Source organism: Avibacterium gallinarum (assembly GCF_002921135.1).
Taxonomy (GTDB): domain Bacteria; phylum Pseudomonadota; class Gammaproteobacteria; order Enterobacterales; family Pasteurellaceae; genus Avibacterium; species Avibacterium gallinarum.
In genome coordinates, this window is sequence record NZ_PQVJ01000001.1 from 122,314 (window position 1) to 141,700 (window position 19,387).

General features: G+C 42.4%; 17 protein-coding genes and 1 riboswitch. Of the genes, 12 read left to right on the top strand and 5 right to left on the bottom strand.

Annotated elements, in window-relative coordinates; translation table 11 throughout:
* The first annotated feature begins 9 nt into the window (after nt 1–9).
* The 6 genes from C3007_RS00640 (at nt 10) to C3007_RS00665 (ending at nt 6,048) form a co-directional block, all read left to right on the top strand.
* The gene (locus C3007_RS00640) at nt 10–531 is read left to right on the top strand and encodes an iron transporter (protein ID WP_017805905.1); all 522 of its coding nucleotides are present in this window, start codon (nt 10–12) and stop codon (nt 529–531) included.
* 147 nt (nt 532–678) lie between these two features.
* Nucleotides 679–2,076, top strand: a complete 1,398-nt coding sequence (locus tag C3007_RS00645) for a Fe-S-containing protein (RefSeq protein ID WP_103852589.1) — start codon at nt 679–681, stop codon at nt 2,074–2,076.
* A complete protein-coding gene (locus C3007_RS00650) occupies nt 2,076–3,398 on the top strand; it encodes an ABC transporter permease (RefSeq protein ID WP_103852590.1) in 1,323 nt (440 codons plus the stop codon). The genes C3007_RS00645 and C3007_RS00650 overlap by 1 nt, the downstream gene beginning before the upstream one ends.
* A 25-nt stretch (nt 3,399–3,423) precedes the next feature.
* Nucleotides 3,424–4,536 carry an ABC transporter permease gene (locus C3007_RS00655; RefSeq protein WP_103852621.1) on the top strand — a complete coding sequence of 371 codons (1,113 nt, stop codon included), beginning with the start codon at nt 3,424–3,426 and terminating at the stop codon, nt 4,534–4,536.
* 1 nt (nt 4,537) lies between these two features.
* Nucleotides 4,538–5,215 carry an ABC transporter ATP-binding protein gene (locus tag C3007_RS00660; RefSeq protein WP_103852591.1) on the top strand — a complete coding sequence of 226 codons (678 nt, stop codon included), beginning with the start codon at nt 4,538–4,540 and terminating at the stop codon, nt 5,213–5,215.
* 14 nt (nt 5,216–5,229) lie between these two features.
* Entirely contained in the window at nt 5,230–6,048 is an 819-nt protein-coding gene (locus C3007_RS00665) for a D-hexose-6-phosphate mutarotase (protein WP_103852592.1), read from the top strand.
* Nucleotides 6,049–6,118: 70 nt separating this feature from the next.
* On the opposite strand, the gene C3007_RS00670 is transcribed toward C3007_RS00665, so the two are convergent.
* Nucleotides 6,119–7,078, bottom strand: a complete 960-nt coding sequence (locus tag C3007_RS00670; protein WP_103852622.1) for an AEC family transporter — start codon at nt 7,076–7,078, stop codon at nt 6,119–6,121.
* 129 nt (nt 7,079–7,207) lie between these two features.
* A complete protein-coding gene (locus tag C3007_RS00675; protein ID WP_103852593.1) occupies nt 7,208–7,822 on the bottom strand; it encodes a riboflavin synthase subunit alpha in 615 nt (204 codons plus the stop codon).
* An 80-nt stretch (nt 7,823–7,902) separates the two neighbouring features.
* On the opposite strand from C3007_RS00675, the gene C3007_RS00680 reads away from it, so the two are divergent.
* From C3007_RS00680 to C3007_RS00690, 3 genes are all read left to right on the top strand, one after another.
* A complete protein-coding gene (locus C3007_RS00680) occupies nt 7,903–9,297 on the top strand; it encodes an MATE family efflux transporter (protein ID WP_103852594.1) in 1,395 nt (464 codons plus the stop codon).
* A gap of 9 nt (nt 9,298–9,306) precedes the next feature.
* Complete coding sequence (locus C3007_RS00685) at nt 9,307–10,353, top strand: Gfo/Idh/MocA family oxidoreductase (RefSeq protein ID WP_103852595.1); 1,047 nt, start codon at nt 9,307–9,309, stop codon at nt 10,351–10,353.
* Between the two features lie 130 nt (nt 10,354–10,483).
* Nucleotides 10,484–12,661, top strand: a complete 2,178-nt coding sequence (locus tag C3007_RS00690) for a TonB-dependent receptor (RefSeq protein WP_370445370.1) — start codon at nt 10,484–10,486, stop codon at nt 12,659–12,661.
* 55 nt (nt 12,662–12,716) lie between these two features.
* Here C3007_RS00690 and rplY read toward each other — a convergent pair whose 3' ends face one another.
* Nucleotides 12,717–13,004 (bottom strand): 50S ribosomal protein L25, encoded by a 288-nt coding sequence (rplY, locus tag C3007_RS00695; protein WP_103852596.1) that lies wholly within the window; start codon nt 13,002–13,004, stop codon nt 12,717–12,719.
* 232 nt (nt 13,005–13,236) lie between these two features.
* On the opposite strand from rplY, the gene C3007_RS00700 reads away from it, so the two are divergent.
* Both C3007_RS00700 and C3007_RS00705 read left to right on the top strand, forming a co-directional pair.
* Nucleotides 13,237–13,845 carry a DedA family protein gene (locus tag C3007_RS00700; RefSeq protein WP_103852597.1) on the top strand — a complete coding sequence of 203 codons (609 nt, stop codon included), beginning with the start codon at nt 13,237–13,239 and terminating at the stop codon, nt 13,843–13,845.
* An 8-nt stretch (nt 13,846–13,853) separates the two neighbouring features.
* Nucleotides 13,854–14,129, top strand: coding sequence for a YcgL domain-containing protein (locus tag C3007_RS00705; protein WP_103852598.1), 276 nt, complete (start codon nt 13,854–13,856; stop codon nt 14,127–14,129).
* Between the two features lie 169 nt (nt 14,130–14,298).
* Here the strand turns inward: C3007_RS00705 and torA are convergent, their stop codons facing one another.
* The gene (torA, locus tag C3007_RS00710) at nt 14,299–16,770 is read right to left on the bottom strand and encodes a trimethylamine-N-oxide reductase TorA (RefSeq protein WP_103852599.1); all 2,472 of its coding nucleotides are present in this window, start codon (nt 16,768–16,770) and stop codon (nt 14,299–14,301) included.
* Nucleotides 16,771–16,851: 81 nt separating this feature from the next.
* Nucleotides 16,852–16,984, bottom strand: a riboswitch (molybdenum cofactor riboswitch).
* A gap of 34 nt (nt 16,985–17,018) precedes the next feature.
* On the bottom strand, nt 17,019–18,143 hold the full coding sequence (locus tag C3007_RS00715; RefSeq protein ID WP_103852600.1) for a NapC/NirT family cytochrome c: 1,125 nt from the start codon (nt 18,141–18,143) through the stop codon (nt 17,019–17,021).
* Between the two features lie 274 nt (nt 18,144–18,417).
* On the opposite strand from C3007_RS00715, the gene xthA reads away from it, so the two are divergent.
* Entirely contained in the window at nt 18,418–19,221 is an 804-nt protein-coding gene (gene xthA / locus C3007_RS00720; RefSeq protein ID WP_103852601.1) for an exodeoxyribonuclease III, read from the top strand.
* Nucleotides 19,222–19,387: the final 166 nt, after the last annotated feature.

Sequence of the window (19,387 nt, forward strand, 5' to 3'; positions counted from 1 at the left end):
GGAGTTCCTATGAAAAAAACATTCGTTGCAGCGACTTTATTAGCAGGAATTTTAACTGCCCCTTCAGCCCTTGCCTTCAAAGAATACCCAATTGGTGAAGCGGTAACAATGAATGGTATGGAAATTGCTGCCGTTTATTTACAACCTATTGATATGGAACCGCGTGGAATGGGCTTATCTGCGAAAGACTCTGACATTCACCTTGAAGCAGATATTCACGCCACCAAAGGCAACGACAACGGCTTTGGCGAAGGCGAATGGATGCCATATTTAACCATCGCTTACACCTTGGTAAACACCGACACTGGTGAAAAACAAGAAGGCACGTTTATGCCAATGGTCGCAGGCGATGGCCCACATTATGGTGCAAACGTAAAAATGATGGGCGTGGGTAACTACAAAGTCACCTACCACATCGATCCCCCATCAAAAGCCGGTATGCACCGCCACACCGACAGCGAAACGGGCGTAGGTCGTTGGTGGAAACCTTTTGATGTGAGCTATGAGTTTAAATTTACTGGGTTGAAATAATCCATTTTCAATCAGCAAAATAAATAAAAATTAACCTAGCACGTCTGTGCTAGGTTTCATTGTTACTAAAGTTACTCAAATACGATTTTTCTCATTGTTTTGTCAGCAGAATAATTAGAAAAATTTAGATTTTTGATTGAGATTATTATGAACTACTACTTCGTTTTTTTCCTTCAATCTGTTTTGCCGATTGCTTTACTATTAGGCGTAAATTGGCTGAAATATGACAACCTTCATTTAAAACGAATCCTTTGGCTTTCTCTGCTGGGGTTGAGTTTTGGATCGGTGGGTTATTTGCAGCTGCCAGCTTCCCAACCAGTGAAACTGGGGCTAAGTATTTTCTTAATGGCAATTTTTGCGCTGTTTTATCTTGCCCATTTTATCCGTTCAAACAAAGTCGCTTATTTTTGCCAATTTGTGCTTTGTTTTGCCGCAGGTGTGCTATGGGCGCGCGATCCGAATATTTCCGCCATTACCAACACGGACGTGATTAACACGGATTTTATCTTGCACCTAAGTGCGGTGATTTTTGCCCTGATTTTTTGCTTTTTATTTGCATCTTGGCTTTATCTTTTATTAAAACAAACAAAAACAGCAGAAAAATGCACCGCACTTCCCTTTTTGCTGATTTCGCTCACTACTCTATTTATACTCTTGCCTTTAATCGGTGAAGCACTACTTGGCTTGATGAAATTACAATTGATTGATCTCACCAAAGCGCGGTTAAGTTTCGTGGCAAAATCCAGCAATTTAATCAGTTATAGCAATTATTTTATCGCCGCACTTACCGCATTAAGCCTGATTTTATTTGCGCTAAAAATCCATTCTGCCAACAAAACTGTGGTAAACAATACGCTGCAACCCATTGAAAAACGGAAAAAATTAGCCCTATTACAAACCAGCCAACGCACGCTTTTTTGGGGAAGCATCGCCTTATTGAGCATTGTTTCTGCGCAACTTTATTGGGATCAAATCGCTTCTCGCCCACCGCAACTTTCTGAAGCAAAACCTGTTACGCTCGATAAACAAAACCGCATTCATATTCCGATTGAAGAAGTGAAAGACGGCAAGCTACACCGTTTTGTATGGATTGCCAGTGACGGCAAAGCGGTACGTTTTTTCCTGATCAACCGCTCAAGCAAAAATCTTAGCTTAGCCGCGGTGTTTGATGCTTGCATTTTATGCGGCGATCAAGGCTATGTTATGGAAGGGGATCAAGTAGTTTGCGTGGGCTGTGGCGTGAGAATGTTTATTCCGTCTATCGGCAAACCGGGCGGTTGCAACCCTGTACCGATTGAAGATTGGCAGCAAACAGACAGCGAAGTGATCATCAGCAAAAAGAGCCTTGAAGACGGCTTAAACTATTTTTCCACCATTGTGGAATTAACAGTAAAAGATCCTGTGGACGGCACAACATTGAAAAATACCACAGCGGAGCATAAATATAATTATGCGGGCAAAACCTATTTCTTTGCCAACGAACAAAATCTCAATGCTTTCCGCGATCACCCTGAAAATTATGTGGCGAAAGAGGAAAATCCCTAATGCTCAGTCGAATGTTATTGCAATCTTGGCGACACGGTTTAAAACGCAAATTGCTCGCCATTATGACTATTTTTCTCGCCGCGGGGCTGGTTTCTGCCCTGCTTGCGGTATCCATTGATATTGGCGATAAAATGGCGCGCGAGCTGAAATCCTATGGCGCGAATATTTTGATTGAACCTGCCAGCAGTGCGGTGCTTTCCGCAGAAATAAACGGAGGAAACAGCCTTTCCACGCAGGATTTTTTAGATGAAAAAGAATTGCCTAATGTGAAAGATATTTTCTGGCGTAATAACATTGTGGGCTTTGCGCCACTGCTCAGTGCAGAAGTGGAAGGCAAAAATCTGACGCAAAACAATACCCATAATATCAGCATTTTAGGCACATTTTTCGATCATCCCATTGCCATTCCTGATGAAGATGACTACCACACCGGGCAACGCATTATTAGCCCTTATTGGAAAGTGCAAGGGCAATGGGTGGACGATAGCCAGAAAAATATTAGCGAAAATATCCCCGCACTTTTAGGTAATCAATTAGCCAATCGCACGCAGTGGAAAATCGGCGATCAAATTGAACTGAATTATCACGAGGGCGAAACGCAACGCCAGCTTAATCTTCATATTGTCGGGATTTTAAGCACTGGTGGCGCGGAAGAACAGCAGATCGTGCTGCCCTTAAGTGCGGTGCAAAATTTGTTAAATTTATCTGGCAAAGTGCAAGCGATCAAGGTTTCCGCGCTTACCGTGCCAGAAAATAAACTCTCGCGCAAAGCCAGAGATAACCCTGATGCCTTAGCTGCCGAAGAATACGATCGCTGGTACTGCACCGCTTATGTGTCTTCGATTTCTCATCAGTTAGAAGAGGCCATTTCAGGCGCAGTGGTTCGCCCAATTTGGCAAGTTGCGGCTTCTGAAGGCGTGGTGATTGAAAAAATCCAGCTCTTGCTTGCCGTGGTAACCGTGGCGGCATTAGTCGCTGCGGCGATGGGGATTGCTTCGCTGATGACCACCACCATTATCGAACGGAGTAAAGAAATTGGCTTGATGAAAGCTCTTGGCGCTTACCAATGGCAAATTGTCTTACTGTTTTATTGCGAAGCCATTATCAGCGCCCTACTCGGTGGTGCGCTTGGTTGCGTAGCCGGTTGGGGGCTGGCCAAATTTATCGGCATTACCCTATTTGGCTCGCCTTTAGATTTCGCTTGGATCGTGGTGCCTTGCGTATTGGTACTGTCGATGATCATTGCCTTAATCGGCACTTGGTTCCCTGCTCATCGTATTGCCCAGCTTTATCCTGTGGAGGTGTTGTATGGCCGCCAATAATGCTCATTCAATCAACGCGCGCACAATGTTTTGGCGTTTAATTATCAATGCGTTACGCTTGCGTTTGCAACGGGTGATGATTATTTTCGCGGCACTCACCGTTGGCGCAAGTATTGTTACCGCAATGGCCGCGGTGTATTTCGACATCAACACCAAAATGAGCCAAGAGCTGCGCACCTTTGGGGCAAATTTTTACATCGGTTCAAACAGCAGTGGCTTGATGAATGAAACGGATTTCAACCACATTCTTAGCCAAGCTCCACAAGGTTTAATCACCGCAGCTAGCCCTTATCTTTATGGCGTGGCTCGAGCAGATTTAGAAAAAGTGGTGATAATGGGCGTGTGGTTTGATGCAATGCGAACCCTTTCCCCTTATTGGCAAATCACAGGATCCCCCATTGGCGTGAATTTTGATGATCGCAACGCGATGATCGGCAAATCCCTTGCCCAACGGTTAAACCTGAACCTTGGCGATAAAATCACCTTGAACAAAGGAACAGAAAAGCACCACTTTACCATTAAAGCTATTGTAGAAAGTGGTGATGCCACGGACAATATGCTGATTGTCAATCTTGAATTTGCCCAGCAGTGGCTGGATAAAACAGGCTTGATCACCAATGCGCTTCTCAATGTGAAAAACGATCAAGGGCAAGTGAGCCAATTTGCACAACAATTACAACAGCAATATCCTGATTTAGCCATTCGCCCGATCTTGAAAGTATCCGCCTCTGAGGGGCAAATTTTGGATAAAATCAAAGGCTTAATGGGCTTGATTTCAGTGGTAATTTTGATTCTTGCCACCCTTTGCGTGAACACTACCTTAATTGCCATTGTGGGCGAACGGGCGAAAGAATTTGCCCTGCAAAAAGCCTTAGGCGCAAAACAGCAAGATATTATTAAGCAAATTGGCACAGAAATTTTACTTATCGCATTTTGTGCTATTGTCGTGGGGCTAATCTTAGGGTATTTACTGGCACAAATTCTCGGTATCACCGTGTTTAAAGCCTATATTGATTTGCGCTTGCCTGTGATTCCAATCACAATTCTGCTCTCGCTCACCGTGGCTTTTGTTGCCGTGATTGTGCCAACGCGCCGCGCTTTAGAAATTCAAACTGCCAACGTTTTAAAAGGCGAATAAAATGGAAAAATACGTTATTGAAACCCAACATTTATATAAACGCTTTGGGCAAGTAACCGCCCTTGAAGACATTAATATCCAAATCGCTGAGGGGGAATTTGTTGCCATAATGGGGGCATCAGGCTCAGGCAAAACCACATTGATGAACATTCTCACTGGGCTTGATACGGCAAGCGAAGGTAAAGTGATTTTAGATGGCGTGGACGCCGCGCAACTCGATGAAATTGGCCGCCAACGATTTCGTGCAGAAAAAATTGGCTTGGTATTCCAACAATTCCATTTAATCCCTTACTTGACTGCGCTGGAAAATGTGATGCTTGCGCAGCATTATCACAGCGTTGTCGATGAAGAAGCTGCCAAAGCAGTCTTAGCGCAAGTGGGGTTAGCACACCGTTTTGATCACCGCCCAAGCCAACTTTCAGGGGGAGAACAACAACGGGTTTGTATTGCCCGCGCCCTAGTTAATCAGCCCCCAGTGATTTTTGCTGATGAACCCACTGGCAACCTTGATGAAAAAAATGAAAAACTGGTGCTAGATTTGCTCACCGAACTCAATCAGCAAGGCCGAACGATCGTGATGGTAACGCATAATCCCGAACTAGGTAAACTCACCAACCGCACTATTTTCCTACAACACGGAAAATTTTTGCGCGAAGAAGTGAATAATTCACATTGTTAAAGGAGAATAATTTAATGACAACAATAACAACCATCAAACAACTCACCCCTGCATTGAGTTTGCAACAATATAATGAAATCCCCGTGATTGCGTTAGATCACCAAGTGGGTAAAGCTTTGATCTCGCTTCAAGGCGCGCATTTATTTAGCTGGCAACCGAAAGGCGCGCAGAAAGACATGCTTTGGCTGAGTGAAATAGAACCCTTCACCTTAGGCAATGCCATTCGTGGTGGCGTGCCAATTTGCTATCCTTGGTTTGGTGGCGCAAAATCCCCTGCGCACGGTTATGCGCGCATCAGTTTATGGCAGCTCAGTGATTATGAAATTGAAGAAAACAAAGTGCGGTTGGAATTTTGCTTATTTTCATCAGATCATTTAATTGAAGCCAAAACCACAATGATCTTTAGTCAAGATTGCGAAATTATTTTTCAGCATTACGGACAAGAACCTGCCCAACTTGCTTTGCATAGCTATTTTAATTTAAGCGATGTGGCCAATGTGGAAGTGCAAAACTTGCCTACCGAATGCTTCAACGCATTAACGCAGCAGCAAGAAAATGTGCCTTCCCCACGTTTCATTGATCAGCATATTGATTGCATTTATACAGTACAATCTCCTATTTCGCATCACATTGTCGATAAAGGGGACGGGCGTACAATTAATGTGGCACATCATAATGCAAGCAATGTGGTGCTGTGGAACCCTTGGCATAAGGCCACTGGTGGAATAAGCGAAACAGGTTATAAAACAATGGTTTGTTTGGAAACTGCAAGAATTGCACAACCGCTCCAACAAGGCGAACGCTGTGCGGTGAAGATCTCGCTTAAACCATAAAGTGCGGTGATTTTTTAATAAATTTTAGGGCGAAGATTTTCGCCCTTTCGTTTTTCATTAAACGTTATTCTTACACCCACCCCATTTGGTGCAAAATGGTTAAGCCTAAGGCAGAAATAAACATTGAGGCGAAAGTGGTAATGCCAATAATGTTCGCTGCCGTGTTGGCGTTGCCCCCCATTCCTCGCACCATTGCATAAGCCGCGGCAGCCATTGGTGTGGCATTCATTAAGAAAATTACACCTAAATTCACGCCGCTAAAGCCAAATAATTTGCCCAGTAACACCATAAAAATCGGTGCAACAATCACCCGTCCAACACTTGCCCATAAAGAAATGCCTGAAATTTTATACAAGGCTTTTAATTCAATGCTGACACCAGCACAGATCAACGCAAGCGGTAAAGTCATTGTGGCGAGATATTGGATTGTGGTGAGCATAAATTTAGGAATAGACAAGTTTAAATAACTGGCTAAAAAGCCTAATACTATGCTGACAATTAAGGGATTTTTTACCACATTTAAGATCATTCTTGGAATATTTACTTTGCCATCAGAAAGAGATCGGCTTAAGGTGATCACCCCTAACACGTTGTAAATAATCGCCGTGGTGGCGGCATAAATGGTAGCTGGCACTAATGCGGCATCGCCATAGGCATTGAGGCAGAACGCTAGCCCTAAAATACTACAATTTCCGCGATAAACCCCTTGCACGAAAGTGCCACGTTCTCGCTTTTCTTGCACAAATTTTGCGGCAAAAATTTCCGCACAAAGGAACAGTAACAAGGTTCCCAGCACGCACGCCCAAATCATCACCAGTTGTTCATTCAGTTCGGCAATGGGATTTTTGAATACATTGAGAAATAATAAGGCGGGCAAGGTGATTTTGAACACCACGCTGGTGGCTTGCTGGCTGAATTTATCGTCAATGATTTTGCGTTTTCGTAGCCCGATGCCGAGTATTAACAACAATAAGGTCGGTAAAGTTACGCTTATGGAAAAAAGCGCAGAACTCCAAAAATCATTTTGCATATTGCCCCCATATCGCTGTTGCGTGCCATTTACTGCATAGTGCCACATCGTAACATAGAATGCGATAAAAAAAAGTGCGGTGAAAAATTTCGTATTTTCGACCGCACTTTAGTTTTTCATTTTATGCCATTATTTGCCTCGGCTGGCTAAATAGCGTTCTACCGTATCCACAATAGCTTGTGTTTGTGGATCGATTTCAATATTCACTAAATCCCCCACTTCACGCTTGCCGATCAAGGTGCGATGAATGGTTTCTGGAATAAGGTTTACGCAAAACTCGTTGCCTTTCACTTCGCCGATGGTCAGGCTGATGCCATCAATGGCGATAAATCCTTTAGTGAGAATATATTTCATCAAGGCAGGATCTGGCAACTCGAACCAAATTTGCAAGTTATTTTCTGAAGCAATACGCTGCGAAACCTTGGCGGTGGTGTAAACGTGGCCAGACAAAATATGTCCACCGATTTCATCGCCCATTTTCATCGCTCGCTCAATGTTCACCCAATCCCCTTGGCATAATTCGCCTAAATTGGTGATGCGTAGGGTTTCCGTCATTAAATCAAAGCTGACGAGATCCCCTTCAATTTTGGTTACGGTTAAGCATACGCCGTTATTTGCCACAGACGCACCAATTTCCAGATTTTCGGTTAATTCCTGTGGCATTTTCACCACCTGTGTTCTAAAATGCGTTTTTTCATCAATAGAATGAATTTGGGCTACGCCCTGCACGATTCCTGTAAACATAATTAGCTCTCTTATCTTAAAAATCATCACCGTAAATTCGGTAAAGCTTGCAATAGTATATAACAAATTCGGATATTTTTATGTTATTTAGTTTCATTCAACATCACCGCCAAGAAATGGACAAATTGGTGGCGATCGCCTTCCCCATTTTATTGGCGCAATTTGCCCAAAACTCAATGGGCATTGTGGACACCATTATGGCGGGACGAGTGAGTGCCGCAGATATGGCAGCCATTTCAGTAGCGGGTTCAATCTGGTTTCCACTAGTATTGCTCGGACACGGCTTACTGCTTGCCTTGCCACCAATTATTTCTTACCTTAATGGTTCAGGGCAGCGTCATCGTATTGCTCATTATGTCCATCAAGGGCTATGGATTGTGGCATTAAGCTGTATTCCTATTGGATTAATTATTTACTTCAGTGATTATATTGTTAGCCATATGGGAATGGATCCAAAACTGGCACATATCACCATTGATTATTTGCATATTATGCTTTGGGGATTACCGGGCTATTTACTAATGATCAATTTCCGCTGCTTAAACGATGGTATTGCGAAAACCAAACCAGCAATGGTGATTACCTTTGTCGGCTTATTACTCAATATTCCACTCAATTATATTTTCATTTACGGAAAATTTGGTGTGCCTGCTTTTGGTGCAGTGGGCTGTGGCATTGCAACAGCAATGGTAAACTGGGCAATGTGTTTGATGATGATTGCCTACTCTCGTCAAGCACGCAGCCAGCGTGATTTAAAGGTGTTTGAAGGGTTAATCGAAAAACCAAATATAACGACATTAAAAAAAGTGCTAGGCTTAGGCTTCCCTATTGGTATTGCGCTATTTTGCGAAGTGGCATTATTCGCCCTTTCTTCACTTTTACTTTCACCTCTTGGTACAGAAGTAGTCGCTAGCCACCAAATTGCACTAACGACCAGTTCCTTTATTTTTATGTTGCCAATGTCTTTAGGAATGGCAACTACCATTTTAGTAGGGCAACGTTTGGGCGAAAGCTCATTGCAACAAGCAAAAGCAGTATTCTATTCAGCGCTTGCTGTAGGGCTAAGCCTAGCCTGTTTTACCGCACTCATTGTGGTTTTATTTAATCAACAAATTCCTAAAATTTACGTTTCAGATCAAGACGTAATTTTAATCGCTAGCCATTTGCTGTTGATTTCTGCCTTATACCAATTTTCCGATACCATTCAGGTGATCACCGCAGGGGCATTGCGTGGCTATAAAGACACCAAATCTATTTTATACATCACAATGTTCTGTTATTGGGGCATTGGAATGCCATTGGGCTATATTTTATCGCGCACCGATTGGCTAATGCCAAGCATTGGCGCGGCAGGTTTTTGGGTGGGCTTTGTGGTGAGCTTAACTGTCGCCGCCGTGCTGCTTATCCAACGTATTCGCAAAATTCAGGCTCTACCTGACCAAGAAATTTTGCAAAGATTAAAAGCAATTCAATAGGAAAATCAAATGGAAAAAATCATTAACGTTGCCATTGCAGGCTTTGGAATGTCCGCCAAAACCTTTCATATGCCTTTTTTAGATCTCGATCCGCGTTTTCAAGTGCGTAAAGTGTTTGAACGCAGCAGCGAAAAAGCGAAACAAGCCTATCCTTATATTGAAGTGGTACATCAGTTTGAACAACTGCTCAGCCCTGAAATTGACTTGGTGATTATCACCACGCCTAATCTCACCCATTACGAAATGGCAAAACAAGCCATTTTGGCAGGCAAAAATGTCATCGTAGAAAAGCCCCTTGCGGTTTACCCTGCGCAAGCAGAAGAGCTAGATAAACTCGCCAAGCAGCATAATGTGATGCTTTCCGTTTACCAAAATCGCCGTTGGGATAATGGTGCTTTAACGGTGAAAAAACTACTTCAACATCAAATGTTGGGCGAAATTGTGCATTATGAAATGCGTTACGAACGGTTCAGCCAAAAACCCAATAGCAAAGCGTGGAAAGAAACCGGAGAATTTGGCTCTGGGCTGGTTTATGATTTAGGCGTGCATTTGATCGACCATTGCGTAGATTTATTCGGTATTCCCACCGCACTTTATGCGGATATGAAAGCGCAACGTGCAGGCGCAAAATCGGAAGATAACTTTGAAATTATTTTCTACTATGAGGACAAAAAAGTAGTGCTGTCTTCCACCAAATGCGCCCGCGAATCTGCCCCTTACATTATGTTGCAAGGCACGAAAGGGAGCTACATCAAAGCCACAATGGATAACCAAGAAGCCCTATTGCTCAAAGGCATAAAACCACAAGGCGATTGGAACGCTGAGCCTGAAAAAGACTGGGGACTGCTGCACACCGAAATCAACGGTATTGTTATCCGTAGCCCCATTGAAACCGAACGCGGTAACTACCAAGCCTATTACGATAATATTTACGCAACTCTCCGCGAACAATCCCCATTGCAAGTTACCGCTCAACAAGCTACTGAAGTGCTAAAATTGATTGCGTTAATCTATGAAAGTTCGGATAGGGGAATGCGAATGGCTATCAACTTATAAATAAGAATAATTCTCATTGATTAAGGCAATGTAGTTACTCTATAATCGCCCTTGTTTTTATAGGCAAATAAAAGGAAAGGAGGATCTTTCCTTTTATTTATAAGTTCAACAAATTATCAATGAGAAATTTATGCAATATTCCATTCCTGTAAAATTTAGCGCAATTTACACCGCACTTTTCTTTGGGATTTCTTTTTCTGCTTTGGCTGAAACGAATCAATCGTTAGATGAAATCAATGTGGTTACTGAATTAGAAAAATTCAAAGCCACCAATAAGCTCAAATCAGAGGTCAATTTAAGCCTTTTAGGCGAACAACTGGCCTTTACTTCGCCTATCACCGTGGTGAATTATGATGAACAGGCACTAGCAGATAGCCAGCCACGCAATATTGTTGATGCGATCGCCAAAACCGATGCTTCTGTAATGAATTTTGGCGGTGAAACTAACACCTTGCAAGGCGTTTATGTGCGTGGTTTACAATTAGATGCCCGTCAATTTAGTTTGAACGGCCTAGCGGGATTATATTCCACCTACAATTCCCCGACCGCTGCTGTCAGCTCAGCCCAACTGATTAAAGGCGCGTCCACTGCCACGGTAGGAATGGATCCCGAAGGGTCATCAGGTGCTTCAATCAATATTGAAACCAAACGCGCCACCGATAAAGACATCAATCGCCTTGGATTTGCTTGGTTTAGTGATTCCCGTTTACAAGAATCTTTTGATTTTGGTCGCCGCTTTGGGGCAAATAAAGAATGGGGCATTCGCATTAATGGACTTTACCGTGATGGAGATACGGCTCGTGATCATTATGATGAACGCAATAAAGAATTTGCCATTTCTGCCGATTATCGTGGCGAAAAATTGCGTGTTGCCTTGGATTATCTCTATGCCAAACGTGCTACACACGGCGGACGTGCAAGGGTACAGGATATTCAAAATCTCACTTATGCCTTGCCTGCTGCCCCAAATGACGAGATCAATTTAATCCCCGCTTGGTCTGGGCAAACCACGCGCGATCAAACCATTATGCTCGCCGCTTCTTATGACTTACCTTATGAGATGACTTTATCTGGCGGCATTGGGCATATGACGTCAAATTATTACGGCAATTTCGGGCAAATTCTTGCTACGAATATTCAACCTAACGGTGATTATAAAATTAGCCAAATGCGAGCAATGGACTTTATCACTCGTACCACAAGCGGAAATCTAAAATTACAAGGCCATCATTTTACCGGCGCATTAAGCCATAACTGGAATGTGGCTTTTGATGCGGTACTACGCGAACGAGATTTCGATCAAAGCCCTGTGCTTAAAGCTTTTTCTGGTGGTAATCTCTACGCCCCTCACTTCGCTCAAGTGGATAACTTCAAACCTTTAGTCCAAGGCAATACGGATCAAAAATTAAAATCTTACAGTCTTGCCTTAGCCGATACGCTCGGGCTATTTGACGATCAAATTCGTTTAACCTTAGGCGGTCGCTTACAATGGATCAAACAAACCAATTATCAAACCAACGCCACAACGGGAGAAAAATCTGTTAAAACGGACGGCAAAGCGCACCGCTTTAGTCCAATGCTTACCCTTGCTTGGGTGCCAAATTCCAATTTTGTCCTTTATGGAAATTATTTGGAAGATCTTGAGCCCGGTTATGTCGATGAAGATGGCACAATGGCTGATCCGCGTGTAAGCCGTCAAATTGAGCTAGGCGCAAGAAAAAACTGGGGTGAAACCTTCACCACGACACTTAGCCTTTATCAAATCACACGCCCCGGTATCATCAGTGCAAAATCTGCCACAAAATATCACCGCACTTCAGGGGAAGAACAAGGTAAAGAACGCAATCGTGGAATTGAATTTAACCTTTATGCTAACTTGCTTGAAGGCCGTTTACGCCCAAGTTTCGGCATCACTTACAATAAAGGCGATCTCATTGATTTTTCAAGCTATGCAGGAGAAATCATCAACGGCACTCAAGTGGCAAGCCCACGCATTATTGCCAAAGCAGCCGTAGAATGGGAACCAAGTTTCGCGCCAAATCTGTTATTAAGTAGTGCGGTGCAATATTACGGAAAATCCTACCAAAATTACGCAAAAACCTACGAATTTCCATCTTATACCACCGTGGATCTTGGCGCGAAATATCGTTTCCAAATTCGCCAAAACCAAGATCTTATTCTGCGTGTTGGGATAGAAAATCTGTTCAATAAACATTATTGGCAAGTACAACGCGGAAAATATGACCGCAGTTTTGCTTTGGTGGGAATGCCACGCACTTATTGGGCAAAGATTGAATATGCGTTCTAAAATGGAGATAACAAAAAAGCACCTTAAAAAGGTGCTTTTTTTATTCAACGCAAAATTAAACGCGTTTGAAGTCGATGTGAACTAATTTTGGTTTGAATGGGTGGCGTTGCATTGCTTGTACTTTCACAGCCACTTCTTTACCATCAATCACTAAAGTGATCACGTCTGAATAGAAAGAATCGTGTACTTGAGCGTTGTTTAATTCATCGTGGTTTAAGATGATTGAAACAGGTTCTGCATTCCCACCATAAACGATTGCAGGAATTTGACCGTTATGACGCAGGCGGCGGCTCGCACCCTTACCTTGCGCTGTACGCACTTCAGCGTTAAATTTGAATGACATAGTTGTATTCTCTTTAATAAAAAGTTAATCAAAAAAATCGCAGGCGACCCAGCGATTTCACAAAATCAAGCTCAAAGAAATCTTTGAGACCGCAGATTATAATCAATGCCCGACCTTAAGGCAAATATAAATCTGCTTATTGCCATATTTTTAATGGCTATTTTCACAAAAAAAGTTACAATAATCAGCATTTTGAACTTAACCATTCTGGCAAATTAAATGCGGATTTGATATGGAATTTTTAATCAACTTTTTTACTGACTACGGCTACTTTGCTGTTTTGTTTGTTTTGATCATCTGTGGCTTCGGCGTGCCAATTCCTGAAGATATTACCCTTGTGTCAGGCGGCGTCATTTCTGGCTTAGGCTATACCAATCCACATATTATGTTAGTGGTGAGTATGCTGGGGGTGTTAATCGGCGACAGCACAATGTATTGGTTAGGCCGCGCTTATGGCGTAAAAATCTTGCGTTTCCGTCCAATTCGCAAAATGCTTACCTTAAAACGCTTACAAATGGTGCGTTCGCAATTTGATAAATACGGCAATCGCGTCCTTTTCACCGCCCGTTTTCTCCCCGGTTTAAGAGCGCCAATTTATATGGTTTCAGGCATTACCCGCCGTGTAAGTTTTGTCCGTTTCGTGCTGATTGATTTTCTTGCCGCCATTATTTCTGTGCCAATTTGGGTTTATTTAGGACATTTTGGCGCAAGTAATTTAGATTGGTTGAATGAGCAAATCCACAAGGGGCAATTCGTTATTTACGCCATTATCGGCGTAGTTGCCTTGATTGTATTGTGGAAATGGAAAAAATCACGCAAAAATAAACAAGCTGAACAATAGGAAACCTTATGCTCTGCGCTATTTATAAAAGTAAGAAAAAAGAAGGAATGTATTTATACATTGCTAAACGCGATGATTTTTCCCCAATTCCCGAAACCCTACGCGACAGCTTCGGCACGCCTATTTTTGTGATGCTATTTGATCTTAAAGGTGAAAAATCACTCATCAATGCAGATAACCAAGAAGTGCTAGAAAAAATCCAACAACAAGGCTTTTATCTACAAATGCCTAAACAAGAAGAAAATTTGTTGGAAATTCATAAAAAAAGTACCGCACTTCATTAGTGAATATAAAACTCAGCCCATCGCTGAGTTTTGTTTTTCTGGAAGATAACAAAAACAGTACTAGGAAATTTAATCTTAGCCTAAAAAATTCACAAAAAACCACCGCACTTTTCAATTATGGCAATAAAAAAATCAGCCCTTAAGGCTGATTTTTTATGTTACTAAGCAGTTATGCCGATTGTTTCGGTTGTTTAAACACCGTTACGGCTGGCGCTTCGCCAGTGAATTTTTCTACTTGTACGATACAAGTATTTGGCGAGTTACCCTGTGCAAGTTTTGACGTGCCTTCATCGCGAGTAAGCACATTCGGGCAACCATTTTTACACAATGGTTTATCCGATTGTCCAAGATCCGCAGGATCGTACCAAGCCCCTTCGTGCAAGGCTACCGTGCCTTTGATAATGCCATCAGTAACCACAGCCCCGGCAAGCACTTGTCCACGGGAATTGAAAATTCGCACAATATCACCATCAACAATACCACGCGTTGCCGCATCATCTTTATGAATCAACACTGGCTCACGATCATTCACGGCATATTTTTGACGTAATGAAGTATGCGCAAGCTGGCTGTGCAAGCGGTAATATGGGTGTGGCGTAACTAACGCTAAAGGTGCTTCTGGGGTGGTGTTGCCAGCAAATTCTGCCGGTTCCATCCAGCTTGGATAGCCTTTGCAATCGTCATAATTCATTTTGGCTACCACATCAGAATAAATTTCAATTTTACCTGATGGTGTACCCAATGGGTTCAATAATGGATCATTGCGGAACTCTTCGTAACGCACCCATTTTTTCGCTTTTTCATTGGCTTTGAAAGTAATCGGTTTATTTTCTTCCCAGAATTTCTCGAATTTAGGCATTAATACACGGTTTTTACGTGCCGCATCAAATGCCGTTTGGTAGAAACCTTTTAACCAATCCATTTCCGATTTATTTTCGGTGAATTGTTCTTCCACACCAGCACGCTTGGCTAATTCGGTGAAGATGTCATAATCACTTTTCGCTTCAAATTGCGGTGGCACAACTTGTTTCATTGGGTAGATATTCATCATTGAATAATCGCCTGACATTGTTAAGTCGTTACGCTCATAACTTGTTGTTACAGGCAATACAATATCTGCCATTCGTGCCGTTGGTGTCCAGTTTACTTCATTCACAATAAAGGTATCTGGCTTATGGAAGGCTTTCACTAAGGTGTTGGTATCTTGATGATGTACAAATGGATTACCACCTGCCCAATAAACTAATTTAATATCGGGATAGGTAATTTCCGTGCCATTATATTGAATCGTTTTGCCGGGGTTAAGTAAAGCATCTGCCACCCGTGCCACAGGAAATGCCATTTTTGACGTTTCATCAAGCCACGTTTTTTCCCCGGCTTGTACAGCTGGATTTGCAGTGATCGAACCTAAAATTCCGCCTGTTGCGGTTGGCACGCCACCATTGGCATAGTGATAACTAAAGCCGAAACCGCCGCCCGGTAAACCAATTTGTCCGAGCATAGAAGCCAGTGTGACCATCATCCAGTGGCTTTGCTCACCGTGGCGTTGACGTTGCATTCCCCAACCGCCCATTAACATTGTGCGTTTAGTCACAAAATCATTGGCTAGTTGTTTAATCACCTCTACTGGTACGCCAGTTAATTTACTCGCCCAAGTAGCATCTTTTGGCTGCCCATCTGTTTTGCCTAATAAATATTCTTCAAATTTATCATAGCCTGATGTGTATTTTTTCAAGAAGGCTTTGTCGTGCTTGTCTTCACTCACTAAGGTGTGTGCAATTCCTAGCATTAGTGGCACGTCAGTTGCCGTATTAATCGTGATCCACTCTGCGCCTAAAAATTCACAACTTTCGCTACGCACAGGATCAATACAAATAATGCGTTTGCCGCTCTCTTTTAATTTTTTGAAATAGGCTAAGCCCTCTTGATCCGTAGATGTCCACGCAATGCGTAAGGTTGTGAGCGGATTTGCTGACCATAACACCACAATCTCTGAGCTTTCTAAAATGGTTTCCCAGCTGGTTTGTTGCTCATAAACTTCAATTGTGCCTAAAACGTGCGGCATAATCACTTGTGCAGCCCCAGTGGAATAATCCCCTTTTGAGCCAACAAAACCACCCGTTACGTTAAGGTAACGATGTAGCAAGGTGCGTGCTGCGTGTAGTGAACCTGAACTGTACCAGCCATAAGATCCGGCATAGATCCCTGTTGCACCGTAGCTATCTCTCACCCGTTTCATTTCTTTTGCCACGAGATCAAACGCCTGTTCCCAAGATACGCGCACCCATTCATCACGTCCACGCAAGGTGGTATCTTTGTTGCCTTCTAAATAGCCTTTACGCACCATTGGATATTTAACACGGGTTTCGCTATAAAGCTGATCGGCAACCACAGATTGCAATTCATTGGTTAGCGGTGCGGGAATCGCAGGGCCTGACTTCACCACTTTACCGTCTTCCACAACCACGCCTAAAGGCCCCCAGTGTGCCGCAGTAACCACCGTGCTTTGTTCTGTCGCCACTGCTTTAGAAGATACCAACGATCCTACTATCCCACCTGATAAAGATGTTCCTGCAAGACCTAATGAAGAATGTTTAATGAAATCACGGCGACTTGCATTAACGTTGTCTTGTTTTTTCATTGTTCACCTCAGTATGACTTTCCACGGCATTTTATATCTGGGGAAAATTCTGAAAATTTGCACCGCACTTATAAAATGCTATGAGTTTAACTTACGACACCTTTCTAAAACGAGTGGCATAATCATTTCTAACCATACCATTGTGCAATCAAGTTGCAGGCATTGCTTCCATATCTTTCGACTTAGGATCACAAGCTCGGAGTCAAACCAGTGCTAAATAATTTTAGCAATATTCCAAATGGAAACTATTAATGTGATACGCCCACTTTATCCTTACTATTACGTTGTAAATAAATCGTGAGTGTGCGGACATCATCTGCTGACATTGATGTACGATTTTTCATTGAATTTACCACACCAATCCATTGATTCGCAGTGTAATGATCTGCTCCAATTGCAGCGTGACAACCGCTACAATAGGTTTCATTCAAATTGTGACCAAATTGATTAAGTGCGGTCAAATTTGCCGTTAAAATAGATTTCGGTGCGTTAATTTGTAAACGGACTTCTTTCCAATCGGAAGCGGTAACTTCATCATAAACAGAACGTAGCACCTGCATTTTATCTTGCGGCACATCTTCCAATAACGCTACCATAATGCGTTTACCTAAATCCATATAAAGAATGCTTTCCGCCCCAGCTTGCTGCCAGCCTGTGATCGTCGCTGAAACTTGATCACCCGAGGCTTTCCAATCGGTTAATTCCGCATAAGGCATTAGGCGAATACTGCCTCCATCAGCAATATTGACATTACTCATCGCTAGGCTATATAAGGTTTTATCCTGTGGGCTAAACTCCCCACCGTGTTTACTTAACTCACCACTGGCTTCTTGGTTATCAACGTCCATTTCAGGCATAAAATGTACAATGCCTTTATGGCAATCAATGCACGTTTGATTGGTTTCCTGTGCTATTTTATGCATTTTCTGCGCCGCTTCTGATTGCTCTGAAAGCACCATTGCTTCAGCACTATGACAACTTTTACAAGTCGCCGAATCGTTTTCTTTCATCTCTGCCCAAACCTGTTTCGCCATCGCTAAACGATGGGTTTCATAGGCTTCTTGGTCTGGCAATTTATCGACCACAACGGTATTCCACACATCTTTTAACGCCATCACCTTGGTTTTCACATAATGAAATGCGGAATCTTGCGGAATATGACAATCTGCACATTCCGCACGAATGCCTTTGCGATTAGAAAAATGTACGCTTCCTTCCCATTCTTCCTTTGGAATTTCCATAGAATGGCAGCTCACACAAAATTCAGTGCTGCTGGTAGCTTTCATTGCATATTGCGTTCCCGTAAACACCCCCACACCAAGCAACACGCCAAACAAACCGCCTAACACAAATTTCTTATTCAATTTCGCCATAACTCCCCCACATCAAACAGATACATCAAAATAGTTAGAAATAATGGTTGGGATTATAAATTCAGCACTATAATTTTCAATAAACTCATCAACTTGCTTATGGGATAAATGAACGGAATTTGACTTAACGCAAATAAGGCTCAAAAAACATCATCTGAAATTCATTAAGTTTCATTTTAAAGAGCGGTGAAATTTTTTATCATTTTTGAAATCTTGCAAACCTTAGTATAATGCCCGTCTGATTTTTATAAATGAACAATTAGGAACGTATTGAATGAAAGTAATGTCTTTTAATATCAATGGATTACGAGCAAGACCTCATCAGCTTGAAGCCATTATTGAACAGTATCAGCCCGATATTTTGGGATTGCAGGAAATTAAGGTGGCAGATGAAGATTTCCCTTATGCGTTGGTGGAACACTTGGGCTATCACGTTTATCACCACGGGCAAAAAGGGCATTATGGCGTGGCATTTTTGTTAAAGCAAGCACCAAAAGCCATTCACAAAGGCTTCCCAACTGATGAAGCGGACGCACAAAAACGCATTATTATGGCGGAAATGGAAACAGAATTTGGGTTGCTCACGGTGATCAACGGGTACTTTCCACAAGGAGAAAGCCGCAAGCACGAAACAAAATTCCCTGCTAAAGAAAAATTCTATGCGGATTTACAGCGTTATTTAGAGCAGGATCATAATAAAGACAATCCGATTATTATTATGGGTGATATGAATATCAGCCCGAGTGATTTGGATATTGGCATTGGTGAAGAAAACCGTAAACGCTGGTTGCGCACTGGGAAATGTTCGTTCTTACCTGAAGAAAGAGAATGGTATAACCGCTTATATGCCTACGGTTTAACGGACACTTTCCGCCATTTAAACCCAACAGTTAACGATAAATTCTCGTGGTTCGATTATCGCTCAAAAGGCTTTGACGATAACCGTGGCTTACGCATTGATCACATTTTGGCAAGCAATAATTTAATCGATCGCTGCACAGATACAGGCATTGCCCTAGATATTCGTGCAATGGAAAAACCTTCCGACCACGCACCAATTTGGGCGGTGTTTAAATAAATGGAAAGTGCCGTGTGAATTTTTGGAAAATTTTAAAAATTTGCACCGCACTCATTTTATTTATTATTTTTATAAAAAGAACATTTAATCTTCGTAAATATAAAAAGATAAAATATTATGAATATACTAATCAATATAATTACCAATCAAATAACCATCCCTATTA